21 protein-coding genes and 1 pseudogene are annotated in these 18,190 nt (G+C 58.4%); 16 read left to right on the top strand and 6 right to left on the bottom strand.

The features are described 5' to 3' along the window. The first annotated feature begins 75 nt into the window (after positions 1 to 75). The 9 genes from PseuLF5_RS01520 to PseuLF5_RS01480 all read left to right on the top strand — a co-directional run bounded on the left by PseuLF5_RS01520 (position 76) and on the right by PseuLF5_RS01480 (position 6,844). The gene (locus tag PseuLF5_RS01520; RefSeq protein WP_340132752.1) at positions 76 to 2,013 is read left to right on the top strand and encodes a TonB-dependent receptor plug domain-containing protein; all 1,938 of its coding nucleotides are present in this window, start codon (positions 76 to 78) and stop codon (positions 2,011 to 2,013) included. Continuing rightward, positions 2,013 to 2,372, top strand: a complete 360-nt coding sequence (locus PseuLF5_RS01515; protein WP_340132751.1) for a (2Fe-2S) ferredoxin domain-containing protein — start codon at positions 2,013 to 2,015, stop codon at positions 2,370 to 2,372. Before PseuLF5_RS01520 ends, PseuLF5_RS01515 begins: the two co-directional genes overlap by 1 nt. Beyond that, entirely contained in the window at positions 2,369 to 3,295 is a 927-nt protein-coding gene (locus PseuLF5_RS01510) for an ABC transporter substrate-binding protein (RefSeq protein WP_340132750.1), read from the top strand. The genes PseuLF5_RS01515 and PseuLF5_RS01510 overlap by 4 nt, the downstream gene beginning before the upstream one ends. A 50-nt stretch (positions 3,296 to 3,345) precedes the next feature. Next, entirely contained in the window at positions 3,346 to 3,549 is a 204-nt protein-coding gene (locus PseuLF5_RS01505) for a PLD nuclease N-terminal domain-containing protein (protein ID WP_186748234.1), read from the top strand. A gap of 209 nt (positions 3,550 to 3,758) precedes the next feature. Then, positions 3,759 to 4,805, top strand: coding sequence for an NAD(P)/FAD-dependent oxidoreductase (locus tag PseuLF5_RS01500; protein WP_340132749.1), 1,047 nt, complete (start codon positions 3,759 to 3,761; stop codon positions 4,803 to 4,805). 112 nt (positions 4,806 to 4,917) lie between these two features. Further along, a complete protein-coding gene (locus PseuLF5_RS01495; RefSeq protein ID WP_340132748.1) occupies positions 4,918 to 5,403 on the top strand; it encodes a GNAT family N-acetyltransferase in 486 nt (161 codons plus the stop codon). Beyond that, entirely contained in the window at positions 5,400 to 5,828 is a 429-nt protein-coding gene (locus tag PseuLF5_RS01490) for a hypothetical protein (RefSeq protein WP_123464174.1), read from the top strand. The genes PseuLF5_RS01495 and PseuLF5_RS01490 overlap by 4 nt, the downstream gene beginning before the upstream one ends. Next, positions 5,825 to 6,541, top strand: coding sequence for a phytanoyl-CoA dioxygenase family protein (locus PseuLF5_RS01485; protein ID WP_186748175.1), 717 nt, complete (start codon positions 5,825 to 5,827; stop codon positions 6,539 to 6,541). Before PseuLF5_RS01490 ends, PseuLF5_RS01485 begins: the two co-directional genes overlap by 4 nt. Positions 6,542 to 6,685: 144 nt before the next feature. Next, complete coding sequence (locus tag PseuLF5_RS01480) at positions 6,686 to 6,844, top strand: DUF2986 domain-containing protein (RefSeq protein ID WP_123464171.1); 159 nt, start codon at positions 6,686 to 6,688, stop codon at positions 6,842 to 6,844. Between the two features lie 12 nt (positions 6,845 to 6,856). Here PseuLF5_RS01480 and PseuLF5_RS01475 read toward each other — a convergent pair whose 3' ends face one another. From PseuLF5_RS01475 to PseuLF5_RS01465, 3 genes are all read right to left on the bottom strand, one after another. Beyond that, positions 6,857 to 7,237, bottom strand: a complete 381-nt coding sequence (locus PseuLF5_RS01475; protein WP_340132747.1) for a hypothetical protein — start codon at positions 7,235 to 7,237, stop codon at positions 6,857 to 6,859. Between the two features lie 147 nt (positions 7,238 to 7,384). Then, positions 7,385 to 7,579, bottom strand: coding sequence for a hypothetical protein (locus PseuLF5_RS01470; protein ID WP_222832723.1), 195 nt, complete (start codon positions 7,577 to 7,579; stop codon positions 7,385 to 7,387). 203 nt (positions 7,580 to 7,782) lie between these two features. Then, positions 7,783 to 8,499, bottom strand: a complete 717-nt coding sequence (locus PseuLF5_RS01465) for an SAM-dependent methyltransferase (RefSeq protein ID WP_340132746.1) — start codon at positions 8,497 to 8,499, stop codon at positions 7,783 to 7,785. A gap of 264 nt (positions 8,500 to 8,763) precedes the next feature. Here PseuLF5_RS01465 and PseuLF5_RS01460 point away from each other — a divergent pair, with 264 nt between their 5' ends. Continuing rightward, on the top strand, positions 8,764 to 8,955 hold the full coding sequence (locus PseuLF5_RS01460) for a DUF2790 domain-containing protein (protein ID WP_445262402.1): 192 nt from the start codon (positions 8,764 to 8,766) through the stop codon (positions 8,953 to 8,955). A 258-nt stretch (positions 8,956 to 9,213) separates the two neighbouring features. Here PseuLF5_RS01460 and PseuLF5_RS01455 read toward each other — a convergent pair. Together PseuLF5_RS01455 and PseuLF5_RS01450 are read right to left on the bottom strand one after the other, a co-directional pair. Then, positions 9,214 to 9,518, bottom strand: a pseudogene (locus PseuLF5_RS01455) (carbonic anhydrase); the annotation flags it as partial. A 146-nt stretch (positions 9,519 to 9,664) separates the two neighbouring features. Continuing rightward, on the bottom strand, positions 9,665 to 10,588 hold the full coding sequence (locus PseuLF5_RS01450) for a LysR family transcriptional regulator (RefSeq protein ID WP_340133258.1): 924 nt from the start codon (positions 10,586 to 10,588) through the stop codon (positions 9,665 to 9,667). A gap of 311 nt (positions 10,589 to 10,899) precedes the next feature. Here PseuLF5_RS01450 and PseuLF5_RS01445 point away from each other — a divergent pair, with 311 nt between their 5' ends. The 6 genes from PseuLF5_RS01445 (at position 10,900) to PseuLF5_RS01420 (ending at position 16,979) form a co-directional block, all read left to right on the top strand. After that, entirely contained in the window at positions 10,900 to 11,112 is a 213-nt protein-coding gene (locus PseuLF5_RS01445; RefSeq protein WP_123464161.1) for a tautomerase family protein, read from the top strand. Further along, complete coding sequence (locus tag PseuLF5_RS01440; protein WP_340132745.1) at positions 11,112 to 11,765, top strand: DsbA family oxidoreductase; 654 nt, start codon at positions 11,112 to 11,114, stop codon at positions 11,763 to 11,765. Before PseuLF5_RS01445 ends, PseuLF5_RS01440 begins: the two co-directional genes overlap by 1 nt. A 51-nt stretch (positions 11,766 to 11,816) precedes the next feature. Continuing rightward, positions 11,817 to 12,530, top strand: a complete 714-nt coding sequence (locus PseuLF5_RS01435) for an SDR family NAD(P)-dependent oxidoreductase (protein WP_123464157.1) — start codon at positions 11,817 to 11,819, stop codon at positions 12,528 to 12,530. A gap of 525 nt (positions 12,531 to 13,055) precedes the next feature. Then, entirely contained in the window at positions 13,056 to 13,805 is a 750-nt protein-coding gene (locus PseuLF5_RS01430; RefSeq protein WP_340132744.1) for a substrate-binding periplasmic protein, read from the top strand. 747 nt (positions 13,806 to 14,552) lie between these two features. Then, entirely contained in the window at positions 14,553 to 16,310 is a 1,758-nt protein-coding gene (locus PseuLF5_RS01425) for a sensor domain-containing diguanylate cyclase (protein WP_267800823.1), read from the top strand. Between the two features lie 339 nt (positions 16,311 to 16,649). Beyond that, positions 16,650 to 16,979, top strand: coding sequence for a DHCW motif cupin fold protein (locus PseuLF5_RS01420; protein ID WP_340132743.1), 330 nt, complete (start codon positions 16,650 to 16,652; stop codon positions 16,977 to 16,979). 558 nt (positions 16,980 to 17,537) lie between these two features. On the opposite strand, the gene PseuLF5_RS01415 is transcribed toward PseuLF5_RS01420, so the two are convergent. Further along, on the bottom strand, positions 17,538 to 18,005 hold the full coding sequence (locus PseuLF5_RS01415) for a hypothetical protein (protein ID WP_340132742.1): 468 nt from the start codon (positions 18,003 to 18,005) through the stop codon (positions 17,538 to 17,540). Positions 18,006 to 18,190: the final 185 nt, after the last annotated feature.

Raw genomic sequence — 18,190 nt, 5'->3', positions numbered from 1 at the left:
GGCATGGGCCGGTATTGGCTGTGCGCGATGCCTTCTCCTGCATGCTCTTCTGCGAAGATCCTTTTCGAGAAGACAATGATTCGACCTTTCAACACTTCTGCACCAACCCTGCTGTTCGGCTGCCTGCTCAGCCCTTTGCTGCTGGCCGACGACACGCCACTGCAACTCGATCAGCAAATCGTTTCCGCGCCGTCAGTGGAATCCACCACCGTCGCCGACATGGCGAAGTACGGCAGCAAAATCGAGAGGGTTTCCCGCGAACAAATCGAACGTGCCGGCCCCGGTGCCGATGTCAGCCGCGTCCTGCAGATGTTCATTCCCGGCCTGTACGTGGCGCCGAAAAACGGCCCGTTCGACTACGGCACCTATTCGTTGCTCGGCGGCCGCAACGACGACACGCTGATCCTGCTCGACGGTGTGCGCCTGAACAATCGTCTGTACGGCGGCCTGTACCTGGACACCCTGCCGGCCAACGCCATCGAACGCATCGAAGTGCTCAAGGGCGGGCAAAGCCTGCTGTTCGGCACCCAGGCGGTCTCGGGGGTGATCAACATCGTCACCCGCAGCCCGCAATCGCGCAAAGCCGCCGGCGAAGTGAATCTGGGCGTGGACAGCTTTGGCGGCACGACCGAAGACGTCCGGATCGAAAACATCTTCAGCAACGGTTTCGGCGAACTGGGTTTGCTCGCCTATGCCAGCCACAACGTCTCCGACGGTTACCAGCCGTATCGCAACCGCGACATGAAGAACGTCAGCGAGAAAAACCGTGCCTACGAAGTCACCACCTTCGGCGGCAAGGCGATTCAATCGTTCGCCGATGACGCGCGGCTGGAACTGTTCTATCAGTACGCCGACGCCAACCTCGATTTCGCCCGCCCGCTGAACAACCACAACACCACCAACGACCGTGTGCAGCAGATCGCCACGGCGACCTTCGAACAGACCGTCAACGAGCGCGTGAGCTACTTCGTCAAAGGCCACATCAACGACTGGGACACCCGCTACACCCGCGTCAACAACGTGGATGGCGGCGGTACCAAGGTCATCAACCACAACGACTACTGGGGCTTCACCGATTGGGGCGTACAGGCCGAAGGCAAGGCGCTATTGCCCGGCGGTCATGTGCTGGTGTTCGGCACCGACAACCAGTGGTTCAAGGGTCAGGACGATGTGCTGGTCATCGACAACGACAAGGCCGAAGCCCACGCGATCTACACGCAGTTGCGCCCGCAGATCGCCGCCCTGCCCGACTGGCACCCGAGCCTCGGCATTCGTCACGAAGCCATGAGCGGCGGCGATGGCGCCACGGTCGGCATGCTCACCTCGCTGTACGACCTCAACGATAACTGGGCCGTGCGCGGTCAGTACGGCAGCGCCTACAAACTGCCGAATGCCGAGCAGCTGTTCGTCAACGAGCCGGGCGACGAGATCGGCAACCGCAACCTCAAGCCGGAGAAAAGCCGCAACGTCGAACTCGGTGTCGACTACCAGGGCTTTCTGCTCGAGCGCGAATTCAGCGCCAGCGTCAGCCTGTTCAAACGCAAGATCGACGACCTGATTACCCTCGACGGCATGCAGTGGGTCAACGGTGAGGGGCAGATCCGCATGCGCGGTTTCGAGGCCGACGCGAAACTGGCGCTCACCCAGCGATGGAGCCTGCAAGCGGACCTGACGCGCAATCTCACCGAGTCGCGCAGCGGCGTGAGCATCAACGACATCCCGGGGTTCTTCGCCCGCTCAAGGGTCGGTTATGAGTCGGAAAATCGTATGTGGGGAGCCGGGGGTGCGATCCGCTACATACGCGATATCAAGAGTTCGAAGCAGGTGCAGTACGGCAACTATTCGGTGGTCGATGCCGATGCTTATCGCTACCTCGACCACGCGCATCAGCACCGTGTAAGCCTGCTGATGGAAAACCTGTTCGACCGCGACTACATCACCAGCCGTTCGAACAATGTCGATAATCTCGGCCGGCCGTTCACCTCTGAAATTCGCTACACGTACCGCTTCTGATGAGTGAAATCACCAAGGTCGACGGCGTCGATACTCATCCGGACTGGTCGCAAGTGCCCGATCACGCGCGCCATGTGTTCCTCTGCACCGGCCCGCGCTGTACTCAGCGCGGCGCCTTGCAGTTATGGAAAAGCCTGCGCCGGCATCTGCTGGCGCACGATCGCATCGAGACACCGGGCGGCGTGTTACTGGCCCGCACTCATTGCCAGTTTCCATGCAATCTCGGACCGATCGTGACCGTGTATCCGGAACGCTGCTGGTACGGCGTGCACAACCGGCAGCAGGTGCAGCGCCTGGTCGAGGAGCATCTGCTGGGCGGTGAAGTGGTCGAGGATTTGCTGATCCGGGGGCGCACATGAAGCCCTTGTGGTGTGCACTGGGCGCCCTGCTCTGCTCATCGGCGGCTATGGCTGACAACGTGCGCAACTGCGGCGAGCACTGGCAGGTTTCCGCTTCGCCGCCCGCACGCATCGTCGCGCTGAATCAGCACGCAGCTGACCTCGTGCTGGCGCTTGATGCCGGATCATCGCTGGTGGGCGTCGCGTATCTGGACGACACCGATGCCGGCCAGCGCCCGACCGCATATTTCGGCGTGCCAGTGATCGCACGTCAGTACCCATCCAGCGAAGTGTTGTACGCGCAACAGCCGGATCTGGTGATCGGCGGGTTCGCCACGGCGTTCGGTGACGGCGTCACTTCACGCTCGGCGCTGGCGCGCAACGGCATCGGTTCCTACCTGCTGGAATCGGCGTGCAACGGGCATTCGCTGGATTACTTCGGGCATGTGCGCAATGACCTGCTGAACCTCGGCGCGTTGCTGCACAAACAACCGGAAGCCAAGGCACTGCTGGCCGCGATGGAGGCCGACCTCGCCAATGCCCGAGCCTTGGCCGGCACGCAGAAACCGCTGTCAGTGTTTTACCTGGACAGCGAAGTCAAAGGCCTCGACAGCGAAGGACGGCGCGGTTTTGTCAGCACGTTGCTGGACGCTGCGGGCGCGAAAAACCTGTTCGCCGAGATCAATCAATACCGGGTCACCGTGAGCCGCGAAACCCTGCTGGTCAGCGACCCGGACGTGATTCTGCTGGCCGATGCCGACTGGTCGCCCGCCAGCCGCAAGCGCTACCTGTTGACCCACGACCCGGTGCTGTCGCAACTGCGTGCGGTGCGCGAAAACCGCCTGATCGTTATCCCCTTCACCCAGCTGTTGCCCACCGTAGCCAGCGGTCGCGTGGCACTCGAACTGGCCCGACAACTCAACACCCTGCAAAAAAATAAATGAACCCGCCACCGCACCGATCACCTAACCCTAAGACCATCAGGAGGTAGCCAATGCAAATCGAAACCGTGTGGATCGTACTGGCGGCAGTTCTTCTGCTCATCGAACTTTGGGCCATCAACCGGGTGCGCAAAAGCGAGGGGAAATCCAGCAACAAAGGCGTGTGGATCGTGCTGATCGTGTTTGTGCCGTTGTTCGGCCTGATTGCCTGGGCGCTGGCGGGGCCGAAACAAGTCACTCAGCGGTCGGCATCTTAGTCTTCTGCTGATCAGTTGCCGGGCAAGGACAAACTCGAAGAACCCGGCGTGCAAATGCAAGCCATGAAGGCCAGTAGCAGGAAGGACGTGGCAGCGTAAGGCCTTGCGAATGAAGGGAAGCCCGACATCAGTCGGGCTTTTTTGTGGACGCCAGTCACGCCTTCGTCGGGATGTAGTACCGTGTACCGGTCAACAACAGGGAGGTTGATATGGGTGACAGGACAGGCAAGCGCGTGGTGGTGGTCGGCGCGGGTATTGTGGGCGCTTCGCTGGCGTATCACCTTGCGCGCAAGGGGGCACAGGTGACGCTGGTCGAGGCCGCAGAACTCGCCTCGGGGGTCACGGCGCGCTCGTTCGCCTGGATCAATACGGCCCATGCCGGGAACGATCCGATCGCCCGATTGCGTGGCGCGGCCATCGAAGACTATCGCCGGCTGGAAGCGGAGCTGCCTGAATTGCAGATACGCTGGTCAGGGGCATTGTCCTGGGGTACCGGCGCAGAGGACGAGCCCTCTTCGCCGACATGGCTGTCACGCGCCGAGATCCTCGAACGCGAGCCGAACCTGCGCCACCCTCCACGCCAAGCATCGTATAACGCCGAAGAAGGCGCCCTCGATGCGGTACAGACCACCCGCGCATTGGTTGTCGGGGCACAGGCCCACGGCGCAACAGTGTTCACGCAGACACGCGTAAGCGGCTTCACCTTCAGCGGCGCAGACGTTACGGGCATTGAGACGACGGCGGGGCCCTTGGCTGCTGACGTGATCGTTCTGGCAGCCGGAACGGGCACCGTGCAGCTGGCAGAGATGCTCGACGTTTCACTGCCAATAGACGCCTCCCCGGCCATTTTCATCCGTTTCAAGACTCAACCGGATCGGTTGAACGGCATCATCTCCAGCTCCGAGATGGAAGTGCGGCAAAATGCAGACGGGACGTTGTTGGCAGCGGAAGACTACTTGGGAAATGCCCCGCACAATCAACCGGACGAGATCGCACGGCGAACCGCACAAGTCATTCAACACGAACTGCACGGGGTAACCTCCATTGAACTGCAAAGCGCATGCGTCGGCTTGCGGCCCGTGCCTGTCGACGGCGTCCCCGTTGTCGGCTATCTACCGACGGTGGGCGGAGTGTATGTTTGCGCAATGCATCCCGGAGTGACCCTGGCGGCGATCGTCGGGCGCCTCGCCAGTGAAGAGATTGTCAGCGGCATTGCCTCAGTCGACCTTGGCAACTGCCGCCCCGGCCGATTCTGATGGGCGCGGCAGTCCAATTCTCCAGGCATTCATTTTCAGCTTTCAGCATTCGCAACTCGAAACGGAAGTCATCAGCACTACACGTCCCCCACACAAGGAGCGTTCAACCATCATGGAAGCAACCATCACCTACCGCACCGCCACGGCTGACGATGCCCTGGCGATGTGCGAACTGGGCCAACTGCTCAACGCCGTGCACCACGCCGCTCGCCCGGACATTTACGCGGCTGCGACCGAAGATTTCTCTCGCGACTTGCCGCACTGGTCCGGCGTTTTCGAGAAGCCGGGCCAGGTCGTGTGGCTCGCCAGCGCGGGCGACCAGGTCGTGGCGTTCATTACCGCCAGCCTGTCGGCCAGTGTCGGGCCGTTAATGCAGCCGCAGAATGTCGTGCGCATCGGCTCCGTGTGTGTCGCCGAACGGTTCTGGGGTAAAGGCATTGGCCGCGCACTGATCCAGCGCATCAAGGACTGGGCCCTTGCGCACGATGCGCAGGACTTGCGCCTGACGGTCTGGCCGTTCAATGAACGGGCGGCACGGATGTACGCGGAGTTTGGTTTCGAGCGCCGTGCGGTAGAAATGGGTATGCGCTTGTCATGACACGTCAACAGCGAATCGTCTCGATTGTCCTCGGCCTGCTGGTCTTCTACGCAGCACTGTGGACAGCCTCCGAGTGGTGGGAGAAGGCGCTGGCCAAGCCCTACGGTACCGCTAGCATCAGCCCCGACGGTTGCTTTCAGGTCCAGACGTTTCGGCCGTTCTGGGTGTTGCCGGGTTTTCTTCATCCACAGACGCCGCCGGACGATGCGATGGAGCGCAGCTGGTTTGTCTCCTGGGAGAGCCCGGCGTTTTTTCGCCTGTATGACCTTCGTAATGGCCGCGTACTGGGTGAGAGCGAGATCTATGATCTGGTGGCGTATGGCGGGCCCCTTGATTGGGCCTATGGCAACGACCACACGGTAAGTGCCGCCATGATCCACATTGGTACCACCCCGGACGATTGCACAGCATCGAGGACGCCATGACCGACCGCCGCCGTGTTCAGAGCAAAAGATCGCCGCCTGCACAGGCATCCCTGTTTAATGGCTACGCCCTGCTCCGCCACGCCATACCCGCCGAATGGCTGGATGAGTTGCGCCGTGTGTTCGATGCAGGTGTCCTGCCGTCCGATCAGTGGCCGGTGCCCCGCGGTCAGGACTGGCGTCACTCGCTGCTCGATGATGACCCGACGGTGCGCGCGGTGTGCCGTTTGCCACAGGTGCTGGAAGTGGTAGGCGAACTGATCGGCGAACGCTTCTTCCTTGCGCAGGTGGAGGGTCGTGAACCCCTTCCGGGTGGCGGACATCAACCCTTGCACCGCGACCTGTCGGCGCAACGACCCGGCGACAGCGTGGTTGCCCTGGCGTTTTTCGACGATTACGGCCCACAGAACGGTGCTACGCGCATCGTCCCCGCCAGCCATCGCCCCCTGCCTGGAGAACCGCCACTCGACGCTAACGATGAGTCGAAAGCCGTGCAGCTTTCCGGCAGCGCCGGAGATATTCTGCTGTTCGACGTGGACCTGCTGCATGCTGGCAGCCGCAACGTGGCGGGCTTGCGCCGACGTTCCATCCTGATCAATTACTTTGCCGAACCGCTGTACGCCGCGCATCTGCAAACAGTGGGCCTGCGCAATGTGCGGATGGATCCTTTCGAGTGGTTTGATTCTGCAAGCCACTGCATTGTCGGGGGTGATTGACACACGATTGGATTCGGTGAGGATTCGACATTGCCTGAACCCGCCGTATACGTCAGGATCCCACCCTTTTTCAGCGCAAGGGCAAACGTGGCACGTCTACGCCCTTCGCTAGTCGATATTTAAACCTACAAGCCGGGTAGCCCCATGAATCGTCAAAAGAAACTTCAGCAGTTGTTCAAGGAAAAGGCCAAAAAGGCCAGCGCCAAACTGGCGCCGAAAAAGCCCAAGTACATCAGCAAGGCCGATCGCTTGAAGATGGCCGCCGAGGCGCCGGTAGAACCGGTTGAAACTACCGAGAGCTGATCCCGGCCAGTTTTATAGAAATGGCGAAATGTTCGCCAGCGCCCGCGTGATGTAGAGCTCCTGCTCCCCCACCGGCACCACGTACCGCAACGCATCGCACGCGGCGTCCACACCGGCAAGGCGCGCGATAAACCAGGCTGCCAGATACTGCGAAGCCAGACATCCGCCGGCGGTGGCGACATTGCCGTTGGCCGCGAACGGTTGATTGAGCACCGCGACCCCGGCCTCCTCCAGCGACACCTGCGCCTCGACGGTAAGTCCGTTCATTGACCGCACCTTGTCCGTGGGGCTGGCAATCGACACGCGCCAGCCGGGCACCCGATTGAGGATGCCGAAGGCGATGAGCGAATCGAGTTCGTTGAACCCTTCAAAGGTCAGGATGGCGACGTGCATGATGAGCCTCGGTGCGGATGGTCGAGGCTCATCGTAGGACTGGCAAATCAATACAATCAAAGAATTGTCATGGGTATATTAAATCGCTGACATTACGATCCCTGTCGGGTCTGCCGCAGAGGTATCTTCATAAGCGCCCGCCCCTCATCAGCCCCCGGAGTAGATCAACCAGGCGATGAAAGCCACAACAGGGGCGAACAGCACCAGGCCACCGACGGCGACGGCCCAGCCCCAGGCAAAACCGCTTTCGCCCTTGAAGCGGCCGCCACTGAGCAGGCGCAGCACGCAAACACCGACCCGATGAGCCAGCTCGTTGATCAAGAAGTCAGCGATGAAGTCCATAACACTAACGCTCCAGTGACTTCGCCATGATGAAAAGCGACCGCCTTGCCTGTCGTTGCTTGATCGTAGTTGGATTTGTGTGGGCTGGTGCCGCCGCGAGAAAAAAGCTGGGGGCCACTGATCTTCAAGGACCTGGTCAAGTTCGACTGACAAGCCCTGATCGCAGGTTTTGCAAGACGTTCACTGGATCGAACACAACCCGCTCAGCGCGTTTTACACGCCAGCCACGCGCCCCAGAAAAGGCTGCTGAAGAACCGCGTCGCCTCACCAAATCCGGCCTCGTGCAACAACGCCTGAACCGCCGCCTCGGAATGCGGCGGATCGGCGCCCTGCAAAATCTTCCCGAGTTTCGCCCTCACCTCCTCGGCACTCGCGCCCTGCTGCCGCCAACGCTGCCCCCAGGCTTGCAGCAATAACGGCTGGCTGGCATAGGCGTAGTGATTGCCCGCCACAATCAGCGGCGCACCCGGTTTCAGCCGCGCCTGAACCGAGCGCAGGATCTGTCGCTTGGCGTCATCGCCATTCAAGTGGTGCAGCACACCGATCAATGTGGCCGCGTCGAACGATGCCTGCGCCGGCAAGTCCTCGACATGCCCGAGATGCACGTCTGTCCTGCCGAGCAAATCATTGGCCTGCAACTGCTGCGTCGCAGCCTCCAACATCGGTGCCGAAGGATCGACCGCAGTGAAACGCCAGTCCGGCTCAAGCGCGGCCATTGCGATGATTTCCTGCGCCGTACCGCCCGCGCCAACCACCAACACCTTGGCGCCACGCAACGGCCCCAAAGTGGCCGCCAACATGCACGCAGCCAGATCGTGACAGGCATCGTAACCGGCCAGGGCGATGCGACTTTGTCTGGCGTATTCGTTGGCGCGGGAAGTGTCGAATTTGTCTGCGGATTGGGTCGGGGTCGAGGGCATGGCGATTCTCCTTGTCTTGGGAGCACGCTACCCCGGGGGCAGAGATAAGGAAAATGGCGTAATTTTATAGGCTACATTCCTGCAGGGAATGAGCATCTGGCGTGGGATACGCATCGTTAAGCGCCAAGGACATCCATTACTCTGATTCATACGAGATTAAGCAACAGTATTTGTCCAGCCCGCCGATATTTCCTCGCCGCTCCTACCCTTAGCATCGTCTCCAACCCGCGAACAAATACGGTTCTCAACGAGACGGTGAACATTATGAACTTTAAGAAAATTGCACCGGATTTACTGTTGGGCAGTTTCGGTGCGCACGCTTATGCCGATAAGTCGGACGCGGCGAATCTCCCGGTCGAGACCTACAGCTCTTCGACAAATATGGATATCGAACACGTTACCTTTATCACCGAACTGGCCAACGAATGTGCCCCTGTACCGGTGCAGATGACCTAAGAAGATTTCCATGGCGAGCGCCACGTTCTGCAATATCAAGTCATGGGCACCGGCTGTCCCAGTTGAGTCTGAGTTGGTAATTCGTTATCTGAAGAGTACCGACCAAACGCTCCTTTAACTGAAGCCCGTTATGCGTGAACTTTGGTGTCGGTTTCCAAGCAGAATGCTTGTGGTGGTATAAACTTTTTACCGTATCTCATGACTTTTCACAGCCCGTCCCCCCTTGACGGGCTTTTTTATACCTGCATTTCTAAGGTTGTGGGCGGCGTTAATCTCTTTCGCGGCGTCTGAGTGCCGTAGCCAACTGGCTACCGCCGAAGATGATCCAAGCGGGTGCAGCGTGAAATCGCGCCCATCGCCTCGCAGTCCGAGTGACCGCAGATCACGATGTCCTATACGCCGAACACTGCGACCGCATATTCGACGCTGGCCGAGACGCCGCCCGGTTCAGGGCCTTACGCCGGCACAATGTTGCCGGCGTTGCGAATCACGAACAGTTCGCCGGGTTCGCGCTGCGTCAGGAGTTCGGGCACAACACGGCTGTCCGAGCAGGTGATGAACATCCCGACAAACAACGATCCTCGCAATCAATTTGGGCGATCTGCCAGGAATCACGCGTTTGAAATTCGGTTTGCTTGAACCCCTCGATATCACCAGTGATCAAGCCAGATGGTCGATCAATCGGCAGCGCAGGCTGACACTCCATCGTTCAATTCGCCGCCCAGTCGGCTCGATACTGCAGCAGAAAGTCGACGAATGCCCTGACCCGCTGAGGAACGTAGCGTCCATGGGGGTACAGAAGGGTGTAGGGCCTGGAGCGTCCGTTGTAGGGCTGGAGCACCTCGACGAGGCTTCCATCGGCCAATTCGCGCTCGACAATGAATTTGTAAGTCTGGAACAGACCAGCACTGTGTTTGGCCAGGGTAACGCCGCCCAGCACATCATCTGAACAGCAATATCTACCCTCAGTGAAGATCTCACGGTGTTTCCCCTCGACGTCGAACAGCCATGAGATGCTTCGACCGCTGCTGGGCAGTTCAAATTGAATGCACTCGTGAGCGACAAGGTCATCCAGCGTCGTTGGGGTGCCGGTTTTGGTCAGGTATTCAGGTGTCGCGACCACGACCAGTTGTGCGTCTTCGAGCAAGCGGGCAATCAGCGTCGAGTCAGGTTGAGCCCGGACCCGAATCGCCAGATCATAGCCCTCCGCTACAAAGTCGATATTTCGGTTACCCAAGTGGATATCCACGCTGACGTCTGGATAAAGCGCTCGAAACTTCGGCAGAAGCGGCAAGATCCGGTGATGCCCGTAGGTGGTCGGAAGACTGATACGCAGCCGCCCTGAAGGTGTCGATTGAGCGCCCATGACTTCTTGCTGCGCTTCCACCAGTTGAGTCAGGGCTTGTCGGCATTGTTCGTAGAACACTCGCCCCGGCTCAGTCATCCGGATGCTGCGCGTGGTTCTCACGAACAGGCGTGATCCCAAACGCTCCTCAAGTCGCAAAATCGAGCGGCTTACTGCCGCAGGCGTCACACCTGCTACTTGCGCTGCTGCAGTAAAACTGCCCGTTTCCGAGGCGAGGCAAAATAGCTCGATGCTTCCTAGCTGCAGGTCATCAAAATGGCGCTTCATATTAATCACACTGAGTATTGGGCAACGTCGCGAAAGCATACCGATGTCGATCATGCAGTGGCGAGCAGTTGATTTCAGGGAGCTGTTCCACCGGAATCGTTTTATGAAGCAGAGGTGGATGCTAGTGAATCAGCCTCCGAACAGTGGAATGCCCGAGTCATGGTCTGCAAGGGTTGGCAACGACTCAATTCATTACACTGTGTCATAAATGAAGTGACCAGACCCGCATTTATTCATCCAAGGCAACCTTCTAGAGTTCATTCCACTTGCCGCCTCATCATATCGATGGGGAGCGAACTGGAGACTCTCCCATGCCTTTCATCAGCGTTCGTATTACCCGTGACGGTGTTACCAAAGAACAGAAAGCTCAGGTCATCGCCGAGATCACCAAAACCATGGAGACGGTGCTCAACAAGGATCCGCACCTGACGCATATCGTGATCGAGGAAGTGGATACCGATAACTGGGGCTACGCTGGAATAACCACAACCGAGTACCGCAAGTCGCTGGTGGAGCCCAAGTAATGAGGCTCATCAGAGTCGACTTTGTGTCGGATGTCGTGTGCCCCTGGTGTGCGCTTGGCGCCACGGCCTTGCAACAGGCCATTGCCAATGTGACCGACGAAGTTGTCGTCGTGCTGACGTTCAAACCCTTCGAACTCAACCCGGGCATGCCCGCCGAGGGTGAACACGCAGTCAGGCACATGATGCGCAAGTATGGCCGCAGCGCCGAGCAAATTGCCTCGCGCAATGACTCAGTGATCGTTCGTGGCAAAGCCATCGGTTTTGAGTTTGACCTGGCAAAACGCAGCCATTTCTACAACACCTTCGATGCTCACAGGCTGCTGTTCTGGGCGGCGCAAGACGGTCAACAGCTCGCGCTGAAGAACATCCTGTTCAAGGCGTATTTCACCGACGGCCAGAACCCCAGTGCCCCCGAAACGCTGGTGCGCCTGGCCGGTGAAGCGGGACTTTGCACCGCTCGCGCCCGGCAGATACTGGACACCGACGAGTTCGCCACGGAAATCCGTGAGCTAGAAGATTTTTACCTTCAACGCGGTATCAACTCGGTCCCGGCCATGGTGCTGAACGGTGGTCATCTGGTGTCCGGATCGCAGTCAGTCGAGGAATACGAACAGATCCTCAGACAAATGGCGCGAGAGTCGGCGCCAGCCTGATGGCCCTACTTATCTATTGAAACAACTTTCATAAACTATCGAGGAATTATCATGAGCCATTCAAAAAAAGTCGTTGTGGTTACTGGCGCATCCCAAGGTCTGGGCGCAGGAATCGTCGAAGGTTTTCGTAAACTCGGCTATCAAGTGGTTGCGACTTCTCGCTCCATCAAACCGTCATCGGACCCGGACATCCTGACCGTCGCAGGTGACATTGCCGATCCGGCTACTGCCGAGAAAATCATCCGCGAAGGCGTAGCGCGTTTCGGCCGCATTGACACTCTGGTGAACAACGCCGGGATCTTCCTGGCCAAACCTTTCACGGCCTATACCCGTGAAGAGTATGTAAACACCGTGGCCACCAACATGGGCAGCTTCTTCCATATGTCGCAACAGGCGATTGCCCAGATGGAGAAACAAGGTGAGGGTGGGCATGTGGTCAGCATCACCACTACGCTGGTCGATCACGCTATCGAGGGCGTGCCATCGGTGCTCGCATCGCTTACCAAAGGCGGCATGAACGCCGCGACCAAATCCCTGGCGATCGAGTACGCCAAGCGCGGTATTCGCGTTAACGCTGTATCGCCAGGCATCATCAAGACCCCGATGCATGGAGAGGAAAGCCACGCCGCTCTAGGCAGCCTGCATCCGGTCGGCCACATGGGCGAAGTGCAAGACATCGTCGCAGCGGTGCTGTACTTGGACAGCGCCAACTTCGTCACTGGCGAAATCCTGCACGTCGATGGAGGCCAAAGCGCCGGTCATTGAAGCAAACCGCCAGTATCTGTGCGGCAATTTTCAACCTATGTTCAATCGGCTCCCACACCTGGCCACGGTGTGGGGGCTTTTTTCGCGGCGTCTAAACTAAGCCCCCCGGATCTGTCTACCATTGCCTGATTCTCTGGTCGATGCATTCGAACCACTTCTTCGAACAGGGAACGCCCGTGCATGACTGATGCTTAAGAGGGCCTGGCCACCGTTGTGGTGATTGCCCATTATCTGCGGCAGGTGCTAATCAAAAAGGTTTCAGCATGAGCAGGAAGGCACTTGCGAGTGACTGCTTTCGGCCAGAACCGGACGGTCACTACGTGTCCCAACCGATACCGATAAGAGGCAATCCGCTAAACGCTCTTGAGAAACCTGCGCCATGCGTACTGGTTCGTATGTATCAATCGCCGTGGTGACGGTTTACGGGACTGCATCAGGCGTTTGACGTGTGTCAGGGTCTATACTAATTTCGCCCTTTTAATCAGATCCACCCTTGATCACCGCACAGCCCACCAGGCAGAACACGTGAAACATTCGACACTTACTGTCGCGCTGCTCTGCCTATTACTTGGCACTCCCGTCAGGGCCGAGCAGTATCAGGTCGTTACTGAAGAGTGGGCGCCGTACAACTACCGGGAGAACAATCAGCTCACCGGCATGGCCACGGAGATCGTTCGAGGCATAATGGCGCTGACCGGGGATGACTTTGAGGTGGTGCTGCTGCCCAGTATGCGAAGCGCCCGTGCATTGAAGACCCGGCCCAAGACCATCATGTATTCACTATTTCGCACGGCAGAGCGAGAATCGTTATACAAGTGGGTCGGACCGATCGTGGAAGAGTCCATTCACCCCTATCAGTTAGCCAATGCGCAGCAGCCTTTGAATTCCTTGGAGCAGCTACTGCACGCCCCCAAAATTACGACGAGACATGCCGGCCTGATACCCGAGACTCTGCAGTCGCGGGGCTTCAACAACCTCGAAAAAACTGCAACCGAGAGCCTGCAACTCTATCGCATGCTGCTAGCCGGGCGCACCGATATCATCATCGGCGACACCGATGCGGGGGTGGCTTACTACAGCCGCCAGTTGAACATCGCCCCCGGCACGCTGCGGCAGATTCCCATCGAGCTCTATCGCTCATCGCTGTACATCGCCTTCAGCCGCGACTGTGACGACGAATTGGTAGCCTCCTGGGCCCACGCCCTGGAGCAACTGCGCCACTCGGGCGAGCTGGAGCGCATCCAGGATCGATACAATCAACCCATCGAGCAATGAAAACGCGGAACCAGCGCAAGCCCGCTTCGCACTTATCCAGCCTCGCTCTCACTCAACGCGGAGGATAAGCCATGAACATTTTTGCAACATACAGCCACAAAGGAATGGTTTAACCCGGCCACGCCAAAGGAGCTCGCGGAGCAGATGATGCTTCACCAAAGTGAGCAGTCAGAGGTGCTCGAGTCGTTCAGGTCGACAATGCCGCTGGGAACGCTCGGAACAACGGACCGGATCTGATCATTGCGAAGTAGCTTGGCCATAGTGGTACCCGCATGCTTGTCCAGCGCCCGCACTTCCTAAGGACTGCTATCGGCCAGAAGCGGACGGTCGCGACTGACCGCTTTCGACCCAAAGCTGCCCGTCGCATGAGGCAGAAAACGGCTAATAGATACCCGTCGTATTCGACTCGGCCCATTACCTCCAGCAGCAGTCAATCAAATCGTAAACATAAGTCTGTAATCAGCAGATGGCCGTCTATGGCACGAGTCAGGTTGACGGAAGTTAGGTACATCAGAGCTATTTATTCACCACATGGGGGCTGGCCATCGCCTGCCAATATGGGTGACTCGAGTCCGTCCCCTTTCGATTCCCACGGGGCAACGGTAGTGGCTGTCAGCCAGTTCGTCACGGTGGAACAGTACGCGTAACGAAATTGTGACGGCAGAAAGCTATTATTATTAAGTTTTTCACATCCAAGCCGATAAGCACCAAGAGGCACAACTCGCAACCCGGAGTGGAAAAATCCGAATGTTGTCCAGCAAATCCACGTCGCCAGCAGGGTCCCGAGACGAGCGCTTCGACGGCCTGCTCCATATGGTTAGGAGGCAGTTCGGTGTCTTGGCCGTCCTGCTGACAACCGGCGCCCAGGATCTCCAGCGTTTTTGCGCTGGCGCCGGCCCGATTGTGCGCGACACACTGCCAGACCTCCGCATGCCGCTTCCCTCCGATGCCAATGGCCATACATTGCTGCTGGTGCCGGATATCAGCCGCGACGAGCATCTGCGCAATCACCAGCTGACAAAAACGTTTCCCTCGCTGCGCTTTCTCGCTGCCTGCCCTTTGCAGGCGCCAGATGGAGGGCAACTCGGCCTGCTCTGCCTGCTTCACGACCAACCCCGCGAGCTCGATGCCGAACAACAGAAAGGGTTGCAGGAGTTCGCTCAATTGGCAGCAGGGGCGCTGCTGCTGAAGGAGTCGGATCGAGCGGAGTTTGAGCTTCCTAGCGAAAGCGAGCGACGTAAAGCGCTGGCCATCGTCACCAGCGGCACCGGTGTTTGGGACCGAAACATGCTCACCGGCAAAGTCAACTATTCCGATAGTTGGAAGGCCATGCTGGGGTACACCAACAACGAGGTCGGCGACGACGTCGCGGAGGCCTACACCCGCATCCATCCCGCCGACTTCGCCTACGTGCTGGCTGTCTACCAGGAGGCCATCGACGGGCGCACCGAGATTTTCGAAGTGGAGCACCGACTACGCTGCCGGGACGGCAGTTACAAGTGGGTCTGCAGTCGCGGCAAGGTGGTGGAATATGACGGCGCCGGCAACCCCGTGCGCATGGTCGGAGCCACCACCGACGTCACTGCCATGTACGCCCTGTCGGAACAGATACAGCTGAAGGCCGCGCTGCTGACCGACTTGACCAACGAAGTCCCCGGCATGGTTTTCCAGAATCTGCGGCAGGTGCATGGACAGTACAGTTTTTCCTTCGTCAGCATCGGGGCCCGCGACATTTACGGAGTGACGCCGGAGCAACTGATGCAGGATGCCGACATTCTGCACCTGATCATCCACCCGGACGATCTGTCTGCCTACCTCGGATCCCTGGAGGCGTCCGCGAGGGATCTCAAGCCCTGGAGCCTTGAATACCGGGTAGTGCTGCCCGGTGGGGGCGCCGCTTGGCGTCATGGTGCTGCGCGTCCCAGGGCACTGGCGGACGGCAGCGTGCTCTGGCACGGCATCATCACCAATATCACCGAGCGCAAGCTAATCGAAGCCGAGCTGCATGTGCTCGCCAGCACGGATTCCCTGACGCAACTCTCCAATCGTCGCCATTTCATGCAGCACCTCGAAAGCGAGTTGGCGCGGGTGCAGCGCTCTGCCGGCTACCCTGCGGTAATCCTGATGTTCGACCTTGACCACTTCAAAGCCATTAATGATCGCTGGGGCCATTCGGTAGGTGATCTCGCGCTGCAGCACTTCTCGGCCATTCTCTGCAGGCAGCTGCGCAGAACCGATGCCGCCGGTCGCATGGGCGGCGAAGAGTTCGCCGTGGTGTTGAGCGATGCTTCCGTCAACGAAGCCAAAATATTCGCCCAACGAGTCCAGGATGAGCTGGCCAGCGCGCCACTGGACCACGGAGACGAAAGTCTAACCTTGGCGGTGAGTGTAGGTATCGCCTCCCTCCATTCAACCGATGTCAGCGCTGAGGCTAGCCTCTCACGCAGCGACAAGGCGCTCTATTGCGCAAAGCGTGCCGGGCGCAACCGCATCGAGTGTTATTGAAAGGTCGGGAGGGATTCAGACCTCAAAGCAGCGACATCCTAAGACGTATCGAGCCTCCACCGCTCCTCCTGCACAGAGACGATGCTCATTTCAGCATGATCGGAAAAGCATCAAGCCTGGAGCGTTCCTGCGATCGTCTGCTTCTGGCCGGAAGCAGACTTAAGTGGGCGTACGCTATCGGCAAGAGCGGACGTTTTGAGTCGAGAAATCAAATCCGTTCCCTTCTATCCCAAGGCAGTTTCCCCCTCCCTGTATCCCATAAATGCGGGCCGTCTGTATCTGTCGGCAGCATCGCCCGAATGATACGGTCTGCATTTATTGCATATCGACGAGGCAAAAATGGATCTCACTGCAATCCCATTTGGTATCACCGATTGGTCAACGATAGAGCCGGTGGCACATGCCGGTCAGACAGGCACAGCCTATTGGCGTACCTGCCAGTTTGGATCAACGCGTGTGCGGATGGTCGAATACAGCCCCGGATATTTGGCTGATCACTGGTGTTGGAGGGGGCACATACTGTTGTGCCTGGAGGGTCAGTTGCATACAGAACTGGAAGATGGTCGTCAGTTCTCACTGACGCCAGGTATGAGCTATCAGGTAGGCAATAATGCTGAGGGACATCGTTCATTCACCACGATCGGGGCGAAGTTGTTCATTGTGGATTAGTCGTGGGGACGACTTGTAAAACGCCCCCCTCCAATCCGTTGGCAGTTGATGCTCCCGCAATCTGGTACCTGAAATATACCTATACCTGTGCGTACGACTGCTTCTGGCCCAGAGTGTGTAAAAACGCGTCGCCAAAATTGGAGTGTGCGCGTTTACGTCGAATCTGAAATTTATCGGCACGTCAGCAGGTGCGGATTTTACGTAGAAGCGCGATTCTCAGTCCGGGCTTGAGTACCTGTCGCGCTGAAAAACGTTTTTACACAGCCTCGGCCGAAAACTGCCGCTAAAAAACGCTAGCAACCCACACGCCCGTTTGTAGATTTGCGGTTCAACGACTTGAGTCCGACCGCACCGTTAAATTGCGGACAAGTCTTTTGCAAAGCGCTCAACCTGGCTAGGGAGGACCAACAAAGATCCATTTATTTGCCAGTCGCAGTCGTCATCTGACGTTGAACCCAAGTAGACGTGCAAGAACACCAAACCCGGAAAATGAGGATCTAAACAGGCCGAGAGTGCAAAATCTTCGCTCTCTGAAAGCCACTCTTTGGAGCCCCCTTCCTAATTCCACACCCTCATCGACAATGCACCGCAGTCTACAGCGGTGGTGCACACAATAGTTTGGGCAATGATGAAACCGAAGCCGGCTCCCAAAAATGCGATGCCCGCGACGACCCATGGCAATGTCGCATTCACACGGAATCTCAATAACCAAGCAGATACACTGGTGCCGACGACCAGTCCCGGGACAGAAAACAAATGCCCCAGCCCAACGAGGCCGCCATCACGGCCCGAGCTGGATATGATCTCCATATAGACCAGAAGCGTAACAGCCGCTGCGGCTGTCGCTCCCGCTAGGAACAGGGCCCGGGCACGTAGAATCAGGCCTGGAAGCAAGGTCACCACTGGCACCAGCGTGAGGTACCAGTAGCCTAAGTGGAGCGTGTTCCCGGCACCTGAGGCGTATGCCAGAACAAGCGCCACCAAAACCATTGAACAGACGAGGTCATCCCTGAAGCTCATTTTCATTCACTTGAATCGCCATAAGCGCCGACAGTGCTCAAAGATTAGCTGATCGTACAAGCTTCGCTCATTGGCTCAATAAGGGCGGTGTCGCACCATCACTCGCGTGCCTGCAGACGCCTCAACCTCCCCTTCCACCGCCGCCCGTCGCTCGCTCTCTGAAACAAACCGCCGCGAGTGAACAAGCTCCC

Origin of the sequence: Pseudomonas sp. LF-5 (assembly GCF_037626295.1) — a bacterium.
Taxonomy (GTDB): domain Bacteria; phylum Pseudomonadota; class Gammaproteobacteria; order Pseudomonadales; family Pseudomonadaceae; genus Aquipseudomonas; species Aquipseudomonas monsensis.
Note: the sequence above shows the minus strand (reverse complement) of the source record. Positions and strands in the feature narration are given on the sequence as shown.

Bases quoted from the DNA above. Each gene is read 5' to 3' on its own strand.
- PseuLF5_RS01520 (WP_340132752.1), top strand. From the start codon at position 76: ATGATTCGACCTTTCAACACTTCTGCACCAACCCTGCTGTTCGGCTGC.
- PseuLF5_RS01515 (WP_340132751.1), top strand. From the start codon at position 2,013: ATGAGTGAAATCACCAAGGTCGACGGCGTCGATACTCATCCGGACTGG.
- PseuLF5_RS01510 (WP_340132750.1), top strand. From the start codon at position 2,369: ATGAAGCCCTTGTGGTGTGCACTGGGCGCCCTGCTCTGCTCATCGGCG.
- PseuLF5_RS01505 (WP_186748234.1), top strand. From the start codon at position 3,346: ATGCAAATCGAAACCGTGTGGATCGTACTGGCGGCAGTTCTTCTGCTC.
- PseuLF5_RS01500 (WP_340132749.1), top strand. From the start codon at position 3,759: ATGGGTGACAGGACAGGCAAGCGCGTGGTGGTGGTCGGCGCGGGTATT.
- PseuLF5_RS01495 (WP_340132748.1), top strand. From the start codon at position 4,918: ATGGAAGCAACCATCACCTACCGCACCGCCACGGCTGACGATGCCCTG.
- PseuLF5_RS01490 (WP_123464174.1), top strand. From the start codon at position 5,400: ATGACACGTCAACAGCGAATCGTCTCGATTGTCCTCGGCCTGCTGGTC.
- PseuLF5_RS01485 (WP_186748175.1), top strand. From the start codon at position 5,825: ATGACCGACCGCCGCCGTGTTCAGAGCAAAAGATCGCCGCCTGCACAG.
- PseuLF5_RS01480 (WP_123464171.1), top strand. From the start codon at position 6,686: ATGAATCGTCAAAAGAAACTTCAGCAGTTGTTCAAGGAAAAGGCCAAA.
- PseuLF5_RS01475 (WP_340132747.1), bottom strand. From the start codon at position 7,237: ATGCACGTCGCCATCCTGACCTTTGAAGGGTTCAACGAACTCGATTCG.
- PseuLF5_RS01470 (WP_222832723.1), bottom strand. From the start codon at position 7,579: ATGGACTTCATCGCTGACTTCTTGATCAACGAGCTGGCTCATCGGGTC.
- PseuLF5_RS01465 (WP_340132746.1), bottom strand. From the start codon at position 8,499: ATGCCCTCGACCCCGACCCAATCCGCAGACAAATTCGACACTTCCCGC.
- PseuLF5_RS01460 (WP_445262402.1), top strand. From the start codon at position 8,764: ATGAACTTTAAGAAAATTGCACCGGATTTACTGTTGGGCAGTTTCGGT.
- PseuLF5_RS01450 (WP_340133258.1), bottom strand. From the start codon at position 10,588: ATGAAGCGCCATTTTGATGACCTGCAGCTAGGAAGCATCGAGCTATTT.
- PseuLF5_RS01445 (WP_123464161.1), top strand. From the start codon at position 10,900: ATGCCTTTCATCAGCGTTCGTATTACCCGTGACGGTGTTACCAAAGAA.
- PseuLF5_RS01440 (WP_340132745.1), top strand. From the start codon at position 11,112: ATGAGGCTCATCAGAGTCGACTTTGTGTCGGATGTCGTGTGCCCCTGG.
- PseuLF5_RS01435 (WP_123464157.1), top strand. From the start codon at position 11,817: ATGAGCCATTCAAAAAAAGTCGTTGTGGTTACTGGCGCATCCCAAGGT.
- PseuLF5_RS01425 (WP_267800823.1), top strand. From the start codon at position 14,553: ATGTTGTCCAGCAAATCCACGTCGCCAGCAGGGTCCCGAGACGAGCGC.
- PseuLF5_RS01420 (WP_340132743.1), top strand. From the start codon at position 16,650: ATGGATCTCACTGCAATCCCATTTGGTATCACCGATTGGTCAACGATA.
- PseuLF5_RS01415 (WP_340132742.1), bottom strand. From the start codon at position 18,005: ATGAAAATGAGCTTCAGGGATGACCTCGTCTGTTCAATGGTTTTGGTG.